A 15,097-nucleotide genomic window follows, 5' to 3' on the forward strand; every position below is an offset into this window, starting at 1 on the left:
TTATGCTTCGGCAGCTTTTTTATCTTTAACCGCATTAAGTACATACACAAAGTTCCGCAATATTCCCTGCAAAGAACCTGCAAAACCATACAACGGTGAACTCATGCCGCCCAATACTTTGGCAATAAGCTCTGCTTTGGACGGTAGTTCTGCCAGTTCCTTGATTTTTGCTTTATCGATTACTTTGCCGTCAAGGATGCCCACCTTTAATTCTAATTGGTTGTGGGTTTTGGCAAAGTCCGCTAAAATTTTGGCCGGAGCTACCGGGTCTTCCATACCGAAAGCAATAGCCGTGGGCCCTTCCAAGTATGGATCTAACCCTTCAATGCCAAGTTCGTCGGCTGCCCGTTTGGTCAAAGTATTTTTAATGACTTTGAATTCAACTTTGGCTTCCCTGAGCTTGTTACGCAGCTCAGTAATTTCCGCTACATTAAGGCCGCGGTAATCTGTAAGCACTGCTCCCTGAGAATTCTGCAGTTTTTCTTTGACCATGCTGACAATGGCTTCTTTTTCAGGTCTGGCCATAGATACACCTCCTTTAGCTACCTACGGCTGCAAGCAATAAAGACTACAAGGCACAAATAAAAAGCTTTCGGCAGGCACACCGAAAGCTGGAAGGCACAAGTAGATTGTACTGTTCCCAAGCCTCGGGTGGCGGACTATTGTCCATTATGCCATATGGCACCAACTGTCTACAGCCTGTAAGGTATTAATTTGTACAAAAATCATTATACTCTTTTGTGAAATACAGGTCAAGAAATTATTTGGTAACTTTTAATGGGTTTACCTTTATACCAGGTCCCATAGTTGAAGAAACGGTAATACTCTTTAGATAAGTACCCTTTGCTGCCGCCGGTTTGGCCCTGATAAGGGCATCCAATAACGTATTGAAGTTATCGGTAAGCGCTTCGACGGAAAAAGAAACCTTACCAATTGGCGCATGAATAATACCGGCTTTATCAACCCGGTACTCAATTTTACCGGCTTTAATTTCCTTAACAGCCTTCTCAACCTCAAAAGTAACGGTACCGGTTTTGGGGTTAGGCATTAAACCCTTGGGACCGAGGATGCGGCCTAACTTACCGACTGTCCCCATCATGTCAGGGGTAGCCACTACTACATCAAAATCAAGCCAGCCGCCCTGAATTTTTTCAACCATGTCCTCGGCGCCTACGTAATCCGCACCGGCGTTTTCAGCTTCCTTTTGTTTTTCACCTTTAGCAAACACCAGCACCTTAGCGGTCCGCCCTGTTCCATGGGGCAGAACTACAGCGCCGCGAATTTGCTGGTCTGCATGCCTTGGGTCTACTCCCAGGCGCACTGCAACTTCTACGGTTTCATCAAACTTTGCCGGAGCAGTCTTTTTAACTAATTCAAGAGCTTCCTTTGGCTCAAGCAAATTAGTATTGTCAATCAGTTTAGCAGCTTCTTGATATTTCTTGCCGTGTTTCGGCATTATACAAACCTCCCTCGTGGTAATAACGGAATAATCCTCCCACTTGAATCAGTTACGGCCAAGCCGCAATCAGTGGAATAATTAACCTTCAATCTCAATTCCCATGCTGCGGGCTGTGCCCTCAATCATGCGCATAGCCGCTTCAATGGTTACAGCGTTAAGATCTTTCATTTTCAATTCTGCAATTTCCCTTATCTTGTCACGACCTAATTTGGCAACCTTCTTCTTGTTTGGTTCGCCAGATGCAGTCTCAATGCCGGCAGCTTTCTTTAAAAGTACCGCGGCAGGTGGGGTTTTGCAAACGAAAGTGAAAGACCTGTCTTCGTAAACTGTTATTTCAACTGGAATAATTAAGCCTGCCTGATTGGCCGTTCTTTCGTTATACTCCTTGCAAAACTGCATGATATTTACCCCGTGCTGACCCAATGCCGGTCCTACAGGGGGAGCTGGTGTGGCTTTTCCGGCGGGCACTTGCAGTTTAATCATTCCGACTACTTTCTTTGCCATGTTATCCACCTCCTTATATACAATGTGGTAAGACGGGTGTTGACACCCTCCCACTTACAAGCAACTTATAACCTCTCTACCTGACCGTATTCCAGTTCTACGGGAGTTTCCCGACCGAACATGGAAACCAAAACCTTTATTTTGCCTTTATCAGGATAGATCTCTTCAATGCTGCCAATGAAATTTTCAAAGGGTCCCGAAGTAACCCGTACATTTTGGCCGAGTTCAAAATCGATTTTTGCCCGGGGCTCTTCAACACCCATTTGCCTGAGAATATGCTTAACTTCTGCCTCATGAAGGGGGATCGGTTTGGAGCCACTGCCAACAAATCCCGTAACACCGGAAGTGTTGCGCACAACATACCAGGAATCGTCCGTCATAATCATTTCCACGAGTACATAGCCCGGAAAAACTTTTCTTTTGGCAACCTTCTTTTTCCCGTCTTTAATTTCAACTTCGTCTTCCATGGGAACTAAAATCCGGAAGATCTTATCTCCCATATTCATAGACTCTATTCGTTTTTCCAGGTTTGCCTTCACTTTATTTTCATAGCCGGAATACGTATGTATAACGTACCACTGTTTTTCCATAACACAAGGGACCCAAAAAAGCTGGCCCCTCACCCCCTCGAGAGTTATTTGATTACAAGGGATAGAATTTTACTCAGTAAAGTGTCAACTACAAAAATAGCCGATCCAACAATGAAGACGGAAACTAAAACCACACCGGTAAAAGCAACAAGTTCCTTCCTGCCCAGCCAATTAACCTTCTTCAACTCAGTCCAAGCGCCACGCAAGAATTTTTTTGCCCTGGCAATAAAACTGCCTTTATTGGCCGAAGCCACAACAGCAGCTCCTTTAGGCACAGGTTTTTTCGCAACATCCTTTACCGGCTTGTCTTCCTTGGCAGGTTTTTGGGCTACTTTGTTTTTTGTTTTATTTTTGTTTTTTACATCCTCCGGGGTATCCGGAACTTTTTTGGCTTCCACCATTTATCCCACACATCCTTAACAAAAATCCCGTGTTTGATTACTTGGTTTCTTTATGCACGGTATGAGTCTGACAAGTCGGACAATATTTCTTGATTTCCAGTCTTTCAGGATTGTTCTTTTTGTTTTTATTTGTCTGGTAGTTTCTATTTTTACAGGTTGTACAAGCCAGGGTAATACCTACTCTCATTTTATACACCTCCCAAACACTGCGGCTTATAAACTTGATATCAGTTCAATCAGCCAATAAATTAAAATAAATTAAAATAAACTATTTAAAACAAGGCAGTAAAATTGAAGGCCTAAATTTGCCCGTTACCTTAACAATTTATCATAATTCAAATGGCGTGTCAATACTTTCAATTATGAGCTGTACATATGGTAAAAACGTTTGTAATATTATGTATAATATTTACATAAGGTTATTTTAACTGTATTTCCATATTTTTATAACCGGTTTTTAAAATTTCCCTCTAAATGTTTAAAAAGGCCAAGGGCCTTTTTAAACATTACCTTCCAATTTCTTTTTTCAGCTCGGCATAGGTATCCAGAACAAAAGAAGTATAGGCTGCGCCCGGACCCCCGTTCATCAAGATGGCTACCCCGCATGCCTCAATAATCTCCTGCAGTTCAATATTCATGTCGATAGCGCTTTTCAGGTACTTACTTATACAATAGCTGCACTGCTTGGAAACAGCGATGCCAAGTCCAATCAATACTTTCTCCCTACTGGTAAGCGCACCTTCTGCAAGGGCTGCATCATGTACCTTCTTAAAGTTAGCCATTAAATCAGGAAGCATACCTGCAATCTTCTTTTGGTTTTCTTCCAGTTTTTTCAACGTATCAACAGGCATCTAACCACCTCCTATTCGGCGTCAAAAGGAACCAGGTAAATTTTATCTCCTTCTTTTCTCCCCTTCAACAATTCGCAGTGTCTTAAAACAGCAAATTGTTTATCAAGCTCCCATTCGGCCAGTTTGAATTTTTTGGCCAGTTCCGGTTTGGTAACTTTACCCTGCCGCCTTACGTAATTATATATGTCCTTTTGCAACTCTGTTAACCCTTCCGTTCCAGTTTGCCCGGCTATAGCCCGGCTTTTCTTGGCGGAATGTACCGCCGCCACATCACAGGACCGCGGCGGCTCGATAGCTCCTATATAACAATCCTCACAAAGCGTCTGACCATAAAAATCGTAACTTTCACCCTCCGGGATCATATCACCGCATCTGGAACATTTCATTGTCTAAACCCCTCCTTTTTATTTCGAAAATACCAGGCAATTGATAAGACAATTGCAGCCATTCATCCCTCCTTTAAATGTAACGTATTTTTTTCAGTTTTGCTTTCAGATCTACAAGCTCTTCCTCTGAAAACTTACGGCCCAGCCAGTTATTAAACTCAGCGGCAATAAACTCCAACTTTTCTTGCATACTCCGTCCCTTATCGGTTACAAACAATATACTGGCCCTGCGATCAACAGGATTTATTGCTCTTTCGATTAGGCCCATCCTTTCCAGACGGTCCACAATACCTCCAATAGTAGTCCTGTCAGCATCCATCAATTCACCCAATTGAATTTGGTTGATGCCGTCCTTTTTCCATAGAAAGGCCATAGCCGCAAACTGCGGTGGAGTAAGATTATATGGCTCCAACCTCGTTTTAAATTCATTAAAGGCCTTTTTATGAGACTTGGCCAGCAGGAAACCAAGACTATTCTCAATGTCAAACAATGCCAACTCTCCCATCATTATCTGTATAAACTCAGTGTGCTGATTATCAGTATGCTGATTATATTTTACCATACTCTTCTTTAACGTTTCAACTAAAAAGCGCCATTACGCCAGCCTTAAATTGGCTATCCTTTTTCCTATCCAAATAATAGAAGGCAAAAGTGGCTAGGTATTAAAATCCCTAGCCACTTTGGTCAGCAAACCCTGTTTGGGACAGCCCATGTTCAACCTTTAATATTTTTTACTCTTTGATAGCTGATACAACACCGGCTCCTACTGTACGGCCACCCTCCCGGATAGCGAAGCGGAGTCCTTCTTCGATAGCAATCGGGGTAATCAATTCAATGTCCATCTTTACGTTGTCCCCAGGCATTACCATCTCTACGCCCTCAGGTAACTTTACTACTCCGGTCACGTCTGTTGTACGGAAGTAAAACTGCGGACGGTATCCGTTGAAGAACGGGGTGTGACGGCCTCCTTCTTCCTTGGTCAGTACGTATACCTCGGCAAAAAACTTGGTGTGCGGATTGATGGTGCCCGGCTTTGCCAGTACCTGCCCACGCTCTACCTCTTTCCTGTCAATACCACGCAACAGGCAACCTATATTGTCTCCGGCCTCTGCCTGATCCAACAGCTTGCGGAACATCTCTACTCCGGTTATTACGGTCTTCTTACGCTCTTCGCTCATACCGATAATCTCTACTTCGTCGCCTACTTTTACTGTTCCGCGCTCTACCCTTCCCGTTGCTACGGTACCACGTCCGGTGATGGAGAATACGTCCTCTATCGGCATCAGGAACGGTTTGTCGGTATCACGCTGCGGTGTCGGGAAGTAACTATCTACTTCGTCCATCAGTTTCCAAATAGCCCCGCACCACTTGCAATCCCTCTGTCCACAGCCGCACTCCAGGGCTTTTAATGCGGATCCGGCCACAATCGGAATCTCATCCCCCGGAAATTCGTATTCGCTTAACAGTTCCCGCACTTCCATCTCCACTAATTCCATTAATTCATCGTCGTCTACCATGTCTGCCTTGTTCAGGAATACTACAATGTAAGGCACCCCTACCTGACGGGCCAGCAGAATGTGCTCCCGGGTCTGGGGCATTGGACCGTCTGCTGCGGATACTACCAGTATGGCCCCGTCCATCTGGGCTGCTCCGGTAATCATGTTCTTTACGTAGTCGGCGTGGCCCGGACAGTCTACGTGCGCGTAGTGACGGGCATCGGTTTCGTACTCTACGTGCGCCGTATTAATGGTAATTCCTCTTTCCCTCTCTTCCGGCGCATTGTCAATCTCATCGTATTTCTTTACTTCAGCTTTTCCCTGGGTTGCCAGGATGGTGGTGATTGCCGCTGTCAATGTAGTCTTGCCATGGTCTACGTGACCTATGGTACCAACGTTTACGTGGGGTTTCGTACGTTCAAACTTTGCTTTTGCCATTCTCTTATTCCTCCTTGATTAAAAAACTGATTAATGTTTTTATTATAGTTTTATATAAGCCTTTACCTTCAGGCAAGGCCAAAATACCAAAATCAAGCAAATAACCAGCTAAAAAACATTTTTACCCGGACAGTGCTAAATTATGTAATTTCCCTGGTTTTGTTTAACTCTAATGGTAGAAAATTTTGATTATTAAGTTGTTTTTATTCTACGTATCCTCAAAAAATTCCTTCCTTGGCTATAGAAAAAAACAGGGAACAAAAAAAACCTTGTGGCTTTACCACAAGGTTTATATTAACTCTACAATGGTGGCGGCGCAGGGATTCGAACCCCGGACACTGCGGGTATGAACCGCATGCTCTAGCCAACTGAGCTACGCCGCCATCAAGTGGAGCCGCTAACCGGGATTGAACCGGTGACCTTATCCTTACCAAGGATACGCTCTACCTACTGAGCTATAGCGGCATGTATTTATTTATCCATCTAAAATTTAGCTTAAAAAATTAGCGGTAAAACTTAATCCGCCAATTCATTAACTTTATATTTGGTTGCGGGGGAAGGATTTGAACCTTCGACCTTCGGGTTATGAGCCCGACGAGCTACCAACTGCTCCACCCCGCGACATTATGCCTAGGTCTATATTATACATTAGGCATTAAATTTATGCAAATATTTTTAATTTGAACTTTTTAATGGTGGAGGGAGAAGGATTCGAACCTTCGAAGGCTGAGCCGGCAGATTTACAGTCTGCTCCCTTTGACCAACTCGGGCATCCCTCCGAAATAAATGGAGCCGACGATGGGACTCGAACCCGCAACCTGCTGATTACAAGTCAGCTGCTCTACCAATTGAGCTACGTCGGCATTTCGACGACTGACAAAGTTCATTATACAATGTTTCTGCCGTTAGGTCAATAGCTTTTTCAGTGCCAATTTTTGTACTTTTAGCAAGAAACTAGTTTTCTCTTTTTTCCAAATATCTTTCCAACTTCCTTTTTACCCTCTGCAGGGCATTATCAATAGACTTAACATGCCTTTTCAAGTCAACGGCGATTTCCTGATATGATTTACCCTCCAGGTAAGACATCAGCACTTTCCATTCTAACGAACTAAGGATTTCACCCATTTTTTCCTCGATATCGTCAAATTCTTCCCGGCTGATAATCAGTTCTTCCGGGTCTGTTATCTTTGAACCGGAAATAACGTCGAGCAGAGTACGATCGGAATCTTCGTCATAAATAGGCTTGTTCAAGGAAACGTAAGAATTTAAAGGAATGTGCTTTTGCCGGGTAGCTGTTTTTATGGCAGTAATGATCTGCCTGGTAATACATAACTCAGCAAAAGCGCGGAATGATGAAAGCTTGTCCGATTTGAAATCACGGATGGCTTTGTAGAGTCCAATCATGCCTTCCTGAATGATATCTTCCCTGTCTGCTCCGATTAAGAAGTATGAGCGAGCTTTGGCCCTGACAAAATTCTTGTACTTATTGATCAAATATTCTAGAGCGGCATCATCACCTTCTTTGGCAAACTCCACGATATCTTCGTCCAACATCACATCGAAGGTATCAAATACTTCTCTCTGAGCACTTAAACTCATCTCATCGCCTCCGCTCTAGATTTTCAGAAATTCCAATCTATTATCGGGATTTCCGATGGAAAACTTAAGCATAAATACACTTGATAACAGGAAGCTATCAGAACAGTTATTTAATTTAAAAGGTAAATTTCAAAAAAGAACAAAAGTTTCTATCCAAACCCCAAGGAAACTTTTGTTGATATCCGGAAATCATGCTTTGACGTTATCCACAATTTTACCTCAAAGTATAATTTCCTAAATATTAAAACAATGTCGGCAAGTAAAAATTATGGTCCACCCATTATTTAGCCAGAGATTGTATATGTTGGGACAAGCCAATTTACATAACTTATTATACCTAATGACTACCCTATAGTCAACCCATTGCCCCGCAAAAATTACTGCTGCTCTAAGTATTAAAATACAGTTTAATTACTACCTTTTTTCTTTAATTTTCATTTCTGTCGCCTAATCTTTTCCAGGACTGCTTTTATATCGTCATTCAACCTTGTACCTAACCGTTGATCATTTGAATGAACCATTTCCTGAAGTTTTTCTTTCTTCTCCGCCGTCAACCTGGTTACCTCTTCGACCAATTCCCTCGCCGGCATACGGGCAGCCCCTTTGCCGAAGATAAAGCTTTGCTGCGACCAGTCGGAAGTGGCCACAGCAACCCTGCCCTCCTTGATGTACATAGATACAAGTCTTTCAATTACTGAATCGGCCGTTTCTCCCTCCTGGCTGTAAATTACTTCCACGCCATTCCGGGTCTCCCGGCCTCCCAAGCCGCCTTTTACCAAATGAGCATCAAAGACAACTATTATGCGGCAATTTCTCAAGACCCGGTATTCAGCCAGTATATCTATCAATTTATCCCTGGCATGTTCCAGTTCTTTATCCATCAGGCCTGCCAATTCCGGCCAGGCGTGAATAATATTATAGCCATCAATGATCAAAATGTCCTCCATTACCGCTCTCCCATTTGCCTCTGGCGCAAAACTTCATAACAAAGCACCGCGGCCGCCACGGAAGCATTCAAGGAGCCGATTTTCCCCTGCATCGGCAGCCGCACAAGAAAATCACATTTTTCCCTTACCAGCCTGCTGATACCTTTTCCTTCGCTACCAATAACCAGAGCTAAAGGCCCCTGCAAATCGGCCTGCCACAGATTCTGTGGCGCAGCGGCATCAGCTCCAACCACCCAGCAGCCTTTCTCTTTTAAATATTCAATAGTCTGGGCCAGGTTCGTTACCCGGCAAACAGAGACATACTCCACGGCTCCGGCAGATGCTTTAACCACGGCAGGGGTAATCCCCACTGCTCGTCTCCTGGGGATAACCACACCGTGTATTCCGACGGCGTCCGCCGTTCTTATTATGGCGCCAAGGTTATGAGGATCTTCCAATTCATCCAGGAGCAATATAAAAGGATCTTCCCCGTTTTTTTGGGCCGTTTCCAGTATATCGTCAATATCTGCGTACGCTTTCATGGCAACCAGAGCGATAACCCCCTGGTGGTTGCCCTGCACCAGCTTATCAAGGCTGCGTTTGTCCGTTTCCTGAACAGGAATTTTTCTTTGCCGGGCAAGGTTTAAAATGTCACCGGCTCTCGTCGTTCCATGCTGCAACAGAATTTTGTTTATGGGTCGCTCAGCCTTCAATGCCTCTATAACGGGGTTTCTGCCATAGATTATATCGTCCAAAAATAAGCACCTCTAATTTCCTTTTTCAGCGGCTTTAATTTTCTCCAGCCTTCCGCAGGACATCTTGCCCTCGTGGCATATGCCTTGCGTGATACAATCGGGCCCTGCATTGGAAAACAAAATGGGCGCTACCCGACGCACTTCCGCCAGCATAAGGTTGGCCAGTTTCCGTATTTCCCACTGTGCCCGCTCACAACACCTGTGCCGGAAAAAATTATACAGGGACCGGGCATTTAATGTGGCAACCAGCTTTGTTTCACAGGCGTTTGGCAGGACATACCGCGCATCTTCATGGTGTACTAAATCGGCCAGTTCCTTATATGCCTCATTAATAATTTTCATTGTCCTGGTAAAAATGGCTTCTGCCTCGGGATTATTCTTTACACTGGGCGGGATAACATATGCAAAGTCCTCAAATTTAACGTAGCGCTGAGATTGCTGAGAATAGGACGCGATCCGGTGTCTTACCAACTGGTGAGAAAGAGCCCGACTGACCCCCTCGATGGCAAAAGTGAATGTAACATGCTCAATGGGCGACCAATGCCCCATCCGAACCAATATATTTAAAAATTTAGCCACTTCCTGGTCGGTAAAATTATCAAGTAGATCTTCGGCCCCTATCGGGGAATAACAGAGGCGCGCCGCTGCCGCCACGGTTTTGTCGGGATCAGGGGTGTAATTAATCAGCTTTACCTTCATCAAAACCCTCCCCATCGTTTAAGAATTCTTTTTCATATTCTTGCCCTTCAACCAACCTGACAGCCAAAGCAAAAATCTCCTCCAGCCGCTTAGTCTTTCGACACAAATACAAATAACCGAAAAGGGACTCAAAAGCCGTACCGTACCGGTAATCTATCACTCCCATGTTTTTGGGGACGGTACCGGACTTTGCGTTTCTGCCCCGTTTGACCACATCAACTTCATCAGGAGCAAGCTTGCCTTCCAAAGCATGAACTATCTTTGCCTGCGTCGCTGCATTTACGAAGGCAACAGACCTTTTGTGCAGTTCACTGACCTTGGTTAATCCCCGACTAATTAAATATTGTCTTACGTATACTTCATAGATGGCGTCTCCTATATAAGCCAGAACAAGGGCGGGCATTTGCCCCGGAGATGTTTTTAATTCCTTTGTCATTGAGCCCTCCTATTTTCTTTTCCAGCGAGCGCCCTGGGGGCTGTCTTCAATGATTATACCCAATTCATTTAATTTATTTCTGATTCCGTCGGCGGTGGCCCAATCCTTCCTGGCCCTGGCTTCGCTCCGGATGTCGAGAATTATCTGCATCAACCGGTCAACAAGGCCCGCATCGCCCTGGGTTCCCCTTTTTTCAAATAAGCCCAGAACCTGGCCAAGTTTCATAAAAGTATCAAAAACCTGTTGCAGGGCCCCTTTAACCTCCTGAAGCAGTGCGTCGCCTCCTGCCGATGTGGCGGCATGGATAAATGCATTGCTGTCCCGGGCCAGATCAAATAAAACAGCAATAGCTAAAGCAGTATTAAAGTCGTCATCCATAGCTTCCTCGAAATCTCTTACTGCTTTCTCCCGGGCTCTCAGCAAATCGGCTAGAGCCTTTTCCAATTCGGGGTTTTCTACTTCCCCGAATTTATTAGTTTTCAGTATACTCTCAATATTATCGAGAGCATTGTGCAGCCTGCTCAGGCTTTTCCTGTTCATTTCCAGCTTGGTATCGTCAAAATCCAAAGGGCTCCGATAATGGGTAGAAAGCATGTAAAACCTGACAACTTCCGGGTCATACTTGGCCAAAATCTCCCTGACCGTAAAAAAGTTCCCCAGGGATTTGGACATTTTTTCTTCGTTGACGGTGATAAAACCGTTATGCATCCAGTAACGCGCAAAAGGGCCGCAGCCGGCATAGGCCTCCGCCTGGGCAATCTCATTTTCATGATGTGGAAAAATCAGGTCAAAGCCCCCGCCATGGATATCAAACCCCATGCCCAGGTACTTATTGGCCATGGCTGAACATTCGATGTGCCAACCGGGACGGCCTTTTCCCCAGGGGCTGTCCCAGGCCGGTTCGCCCGGTTTTGCCGCTTTCCAAAGGGCAAAGTCCATTGGGTGGCGTTTCCTGGTATCCACATCCACCCGCGCTCCGGCCTGCATATCCTCAAGGGACCTGCCGGAAAGCTTGCCGTACCCTTTAAAACTTTCCACGGAAAAATAAACGTCTCCGTCCAGTTGGTAAGCGTAACCGTTTTTCATAATACCCCGGATCATCTCAATAATCTCATCAAGATGCTCACTGACCCTGGGGTGAACGGTCGCCTCCCGCACACCTAATGCCGCAGCATCTTTGAAATATTCTCTGATATATTTGGCGGCCAGGGTTATAGGATCGGTATTTTTCTCCCGAGCCCGGTTAATTATTTTATCATCAATATCGGTAAAGTTCTGCACATAGGTAACCTGGTAACCTTTATACTCGAAGTACCGGCGGACAGTATCAAAAACAATCAAAGGTCTGGCATTACCCAAATGAATAAGGTTGTACGTAGTGGGTCCGCAAACATACATATCTACTTTCCCGGGTTGCCTGGGGATGAATTCTTCCTTTTTCCTGGTGCAGGTATTATATAGCTTTATGGTCATACCTGTTCTGCCCCTCCTCCAATTCATGTATCCTTTGCTCCATGCGCGCTATTTTCCGCTGCATACATAGCATCATTTCGGCAACAGGGTCCGGTAACTGGTCATGGTGCAGGTCTATCTTGGATTCCAGGTCCATATCGGCTATATTGAGACCTTCGCGTACCACTACTTTTCCGGGCACACCGACTACCGTAGTATTCGGCGGAGTATCCCGCAATACAACGGAACCGGCCCCAATCTTGGTGTTATCCCCTATTTTGATGTTCCCCAAAACTTTTGCCCCGGCGCTGATAACAACATTGTTGCCGATTGTAGGATGGCGCTTACCCTTTTCCTTTCCGGTGCCTCCCAGGGTAACCCCCTGATAAATGGTGACATTGTTGCCGATAATGGTAGTTTCTCCAATAACCACTCCTGTACCGTGATCGATGAAAAAGCCATCGCCAATCTGGGCCCCCGGATGTATTTCTATACCCGTCAGCCAGCGAGAAAACTGGGAAATTAACCGTGGCAGTACCACCAGCCCTTTCTTATACAGGTAATGAGCCACCCTGTGCAGTAAAATGGCATGCAGGCCGGGATAACATAAAATGACCTCCAGCAGGCTTTTTGCCGCCGGATCCCGGTCAAATATTACTTTGATGTCATTCCTTATACGCCTAAACATTTTTTCCTCCCTGCCTTCATCTAATTGTAAAGTCTAAATTAGTCATTGTAATAAAAAAACCCTCCATTCCCTACAGAGACGGAGGATTTCCGCGGTTCCACACTGCTTGGGCCTAAGGCCCCACTCGGGCAGCCAAAAATAAAGCTGCACTATGTGTGATAACGGACACAACCGGCACAACCTACTTTAATTCGGCAGCGCAACTCCGGGGCGCATTCATCCTGACCTGAAGTCTAAGGTTGCTTCCAGCCCATGGCAAACCTCTCTCTGTAAACTGTATCAAGAGTACTTGTCCCCTTCATAGTTATTAGGTTTGATATGAGTCCATTTTTCTCTCTACGCAGTTTTACAAATGCTTACTTTAGATTATACACAGTTTAAAAGTTGCTTGTCAATTACAACTTGGCCTGGCTTGAGGCCAAGCGGGCCAGGGCTTTTTCCTTACCTAATATGGGTATGATATAAAATAACTCCGGACCATGGGTCTGCCCCGTAAGCGCAACCCGGAGAGGCATATACACCTTTTTCCCGCCCAGTTTTAGTTCTTTTGTCAAGGCCTTCAGCATCTGTTTGGCGGTCTCCGGAGTCAATTCTTCCAATGCGGTAATTTTTTCTTTAAACAGCTCCGCCACTCTGGGAAAATCCTCGTCAAGCAATATGTTTTTAGCCTCTTCCGATTCAAAATCAAAGTCTTCATTAAAATATATCTTCACATGTTCAGTAATTTCCGCCACGTAAGACAGGTATTCCTGCACCGAAGCAACTACCATCTTTAGCCATTCAGAATCGGCCGTTACCTGGTCCGACACATAACCTGCCTCCTTCAGGTAAGGCAGCGCCATAGCAGCAATCCTTTCCACAGGGCTCTGCCTGATGTAATAACCATTCAACCAATTCAGTTTATCCAGGTCGAAAACGGCGGGGTTTTTAGCCACCCTGTCCAGAGAAAACTGTTCTACTAATTGCTCAAGAGAAAATATTTCTTCCTCACCTTCGGGAGACCATCCGAGGAGGACCAGGAAATTGACCAGCGCCTCCGGTAGATAACCCAGCTTCTCATATTGTTCGATGGCCGTAGCCCCGTGCCGTTTGCTCATCTTGCTCCTGTCCTTGCCTAAGATAAGAGAAACATGAGCAAACTGGGGAGCCTGTAAACCCAAAGCATCATAAATCATTAACTGCCGCGGCGTATTGGAGAGGTGTTCTTCACCCCTCACCACATGAGTAATACCCATCAGAGCATCATCAAGGACTACGGCAAAATTATAGGTAGGTATCCCGTCAGACTTTACTATTACGTAGTCCCCTATGCCATTGCTCTCAAAAACTACGTTTCCTCTTACCAAGTCCCGCACCACAATATTTTCGTTTTCGGGAACCCGGAAACGAATAACGGGTTTACGACCTTCCGCCTCATAGCGGGCCCGGTCCTCTTCCGTCAGATGCCGGCATTTGCCCAGGTAACGGGGCATCTCTCCCTTGGCCAGCAGCGCCTGTCGCTCGGCCTCCAATTCTTCTTCCGTGCAGTAACAATAATATGCTTGCCCTGCAGCAAGCAACTTTTGAGCATATTCCCTGTAGATGTCAAGCCTTTCTGTCTGCCGGTAAGGCCCGTTGCTGCCGCCTTTTCCTATGCCTTCATCCCAGTCCAGGCCCAACCATTCAAGGGCCTTAAGAATATTTTCTTCTGATTCCCGGCTAGACCTTTCTAAGTCTGTATCTTCTATCCTGACGATCATTGTCCCGTTATATTTTCTGGCCAGAAGCCAGTTAAAAAGCGCCGAACGGGCGCCGCCAATATGTAAAGGTCCTGTGGGACTTGGCGCAAAACGGACACGAACACTTTCCATCAATGTGAAACCCCCTACCGATATTTTGTCTGTATATATAATATCTCATTATACCATTTCCTAGCACCGATGAGCAACTGATATTGGTGAAGTGAGGTGAGGCTGTCTTCTCAAGGCTACCGCTGCCACGGTGAAACAGCCGTTTACCTGCGGATGCCGCTGTACCGGTGCAACAACTGTTGCACCAAGGCTACACCTTCCTTCAACCACGGAGGGGTGGGGGAGGTTCTCCGCTACCAAGGAGCTTGGTGCTGCAAAACCTGGCCAGGCAGGCAGTGTTCCCGAACTCGATGGCTCATGTTGCATTTCTCCAGGCCGCCTCCCGTCCGGTCACTCAGCATATGTTGCGTGCCGCAGATTGGAAAAGGGGAGGTTAAATGATTCCTCCGCTCCGAGCGAAATCTCCATCGGATAACCGCTCCCGCTTACGCGGCTCGCGGACCGATGGACGATTTAAGCCCCGCTCCGGAAAACATTTAACCTCCCTTATCAACATCCCGGGGCGCCCTACATAAGTTGAGTACCAGACTTCCCGGCGGCCTTCGCCATCTTCAAACATGCGGGAAC

19 protein-coding genes, 5 tRNA genes and 2 other annotated features are annotated in these 15,097 nt (G+C 45.6%); all 24 genes read right to left on the reverse strand.

All coding sequences use genetic code 11. The features are described 5' to 3' along the window. The gene (gene rplJ, locus Tfer_RS09155) at window positions 1-525 is read right to left on the reverse strand and encodes a 50S ribosomal protein L10 (RefSeq protein WP_052218139.1); all 525 of its coding nucleotides are present in this window, start codon (window positions 523-525) and stop codon (window positions 1-3) included. Window positions 526-573: 48 nt separating this feature from the next. Beyond that, window positions 574-716 (reverse strand) — a sequence feature (ribosomal protein L10 leader region). Between the two features lie 44 nt (window positions 717-760). Beyond that, window positions 761-1,456 (reverse strand): 50S ribosomal protein L1, encoded by a 696-nt coding sequence (gene rplA, locus Tfer_RS09160; protein ID WP_013119197.1) that lies wholly within the window; start codon window positions 1,454-1,456, stop codon window positions 761-763. A gap of 81 nt (window positions 1,457-1,537) precedes the next feature. Then, window positions 1,538-1,963, reverse strand: a complete 426-nt coding sequence (gene rplK, locus Tfer_RS09165; RefSeq protein WP_013119196.1) for a 50S ribosomal protein L11 — start codon at window positions 1,961-1,963, stop codon at window positions 1,538-1,540. A gap of 65 nt (window positions 1,964-2,028) precedes the next feature. Further along, entirely contained in the window at window positions 2,029-2,553 is a 525-nt protein-coding gene (nusG, locus tag Tfer_RS09170; RefSeq protein ID WP_052218140.1) for a transcription termination/antitermination protein NusG, read from the reverse strand. A gap of 44 nt (window positions 2,554-2,597) precedes the next feature. Beyond that, window positions 2,598-2,954, reverse strand: a complete 357-nt coding sequence (gene secE, locus Tfer_RS16030) for a preprotein translocase subunit SecE (RefSeq protein ID WP_083436874.1) — start codon at window positions 2,952-2,954, stop codon at window positions 2,598-2,600. Window positions 2,955-2,991: 37 nt separating this feature from the next. Further along, on the reverse strand, window positions 2,992-3,141 hold the full coding sequence (rpmG, locus tag Tfer_RS09180) for a 50S ribosomal protein L33 (protein ID WP_013119193.1): 150 nt from the start codon (window positions 3,139-3,141) through the stop codon (window positions 2,992-2,994). A gap of 319 nt (window positions 3,142-3,460) precedes the next feature. Further along, window positions 3,461-3,805 carry a carboxymuconolactone decarboxylase family protein gene (locus Tfer_RS09185; RefSeq protein WP_013119192.1) on the reverse strand — a complete coding sequence of 115 codons (345 nt, stop codon included), beginning with the start codon at window positions 3,803-3,805 and terminating at the stop codon, window positions 3,461-3,463. 11 nt (window positions 3,806-3,816) lie between these two features. Further along, the gene (locus Tfer_RS09190) at window positions 3,817-4,191 is read right to left on the reverse strand and encodes a hypothetical protein (protein WP_052218141.1); all 375 of its coding nucleotides are present in this window, start codon (window positions 4,189-4,191) and stop codon (window positions 3,817-3,819) included. 73 nt (window positions 4,192-4,264) lie between these two features. After that, window positions 4,265-4,681, reverse strand: a complete 417-nt coding sequence (locus Tfer_RS09195; RefSeq protein WP_242843572.1) for a MarR family winged helix-turn-helix transcriptional regulator — start codon at window positions 4,679-4,681, stop codon at window positions 4,265-4,267. Window positions 4,682-4,922: 241 nt separating this feature from the next. Next, window positions 4,923-6,125 (reverse strand): elongation factor Tu, encoded by a 1,203-nt coding sequence (gene tuf / locus Tfer_RS09200; RefSeq protein ID WP_013119189.1) that lies wholly within the window; start codon window positions 6,123-6,125, stop codon window positions 4,923-4,925. Between the two features lie 306 nt (window positions 6,126-6,431). Further along, window positions 6,432-6,508: transfer RNA gene (locus Tfer_RS09205), tRNA-Met, on the reverse strand. A gap of 6 nt (window positions 6,509-6,514) precedes the next feature. Then, window positions 6,515-6,590, reverse strand: a tRNA-Thr gene (locus Tfer_RS09210). A gap of 80 nt (window positions 6,591-6,670) precedes the next feature. Further along, window positions 6,671-6,746 (reverse strand) — tRNA-Met (locus Tfer_RS09215). Window positions 6,747-6,818: 72 nt separating this feature from the next. Continuing rightward, a tRNA-Tyr gene (locus Tfer_RS09220) sits at window positions 6,819-6,904 on the reverse strand. An 8-nt stretch (window positions 6,905-6,912) separates the two neighbouring features. Further along, window positions 6,913-6,988 (reverse strand) — tRNA-Thr (locus tag Tfer_RS09225). A gap of 91 nt (window positions 6,989-7,079) precedes the next feature. Beyond that, window positions 7,080-7,724: an RNA polymerase sporulation sigma factor SigH gene (sigH, locus tag Tfer_RS09230; RefSeq protein WP_013119188.1), complete on the reverse strand. Its 645-nt coding sequence runs from the start codon at window positions 7,722-7,724 to the stop codon at window positions 7,080-7,082. A 434-nt stretch (window positions 7,725-8,158) separates the two neighbouring features. Then, the gene (locus Tfer_RS09235; protein ID WP_052218142.1) at window positions 8,159-8,671 is read right to left on the reverse strand and encodes an NYN domain-containing protein; all 513 of its coding nucleotides are present in this window, start codon (window positions 8,669-8,671) and stop codon (window positions 8,159-8,161) included. Further along, a complete protein-coding gene (gene rlmB / locus Tfer_RS09240) occupies window positions 8,671-9,405 on the reverse strand; it encodes a 23S rRNA (guanosine(2251)-2'-O)-methyltransferase RlmB (RefSeq protein ID WP_052218143.1) in 735 nt (244 codons plus the stop codon). Before rlmB ends, Tfer_RS09235 begins: the two co-directional genes overlap by 1 nt. A gap of 12 nt (window positions 9,406-9,417) precedes the next feature. Beyond that, window positions 9,418-10,107 (reverse strand): FAD-dependent thymidylate synthase, encoded by a 690-nt coding sequence (gene thyX, locus Tfer_RS09245; RefSeq protein WP_052218144.1) that lies wholly within the window; start codon window positions 10,105-10,107, stop codon window positions 9,418-9,420. Then, entirely contained in the window at window positions 10,085-10,540 is a 456-nt protein-coding gene (locus tag Tfer_RS09250) for a Mini-ribonuclease 3 (RefSeq protein WP_052218145.1), read from the reverse strand. Before Tfer_RS09250 ends, thyX begins: the two co-directional genes overlap by 23 nt. Before the next feature lie 9 nt (window positions 10,541-10,549). Continuing rightward, window positions 10,550-12,007, reverse strand: coding sequence for a cysteine--tRNA ligase (cysS, locus tag Tfer_RS09255; protein WP_052218151.1), 1,458 nt, complete (start codon window positions 12,005-12,007; stop codon window positions 10,550-10,552). Then, on the reverse strand, window positions 11,994-12,680 hold the full coding sequence (gene cysE, locus Tfer_RS09260) for a serine O-acetyltransferase (RefSeq protein ID WP_013119182.1): 687 nt from the start codon (window positions 12,678-12,680) through the stop codon (window positions 11,994-11,996). Before cysE ends, cysS begins: the two co-directional genes overlap by 14 nt. Window positions 12,681-12,751: 71 nt before the next feature. Then, window positions 12,752-12,991: a binding site (T-box leader), on the reverse strand. 84 nt (window positions 12,992-13,075) lie between these two features. Next, window positions 13,076-14,530 carry a glutamate--tRNA ligase gene (gene gltX / locus Tfer_RS09265; RefSeq protein WP_052218152.1) on the reverse strand — a complete coding sequence of 485 codons (1,455 nt, stop codon included), beginning with the start codon at window positions 14,528-14,530 and terminating at the stop codon, window positions 13,076-13,078. Window positions 14,531-14,903: 373 nt separating this feature from the next. Then, the coding region (locus Tfer_RS16795) for a hypothetical protein (RefSeq protein WP_242843573.1) at window positions 14,904-15,097 on the reverse strand (194 nt) is incomplete at its 5' end.

The organism is Thermincola ferriacetica (assembly GCF_001263415.1).
GTDB classification, from domain to species: Bacteria; Bacillota; Thermincolia; order Thermincolales; family Thermincolaceae; genus Thermincola; species Thermincola ferriacetica.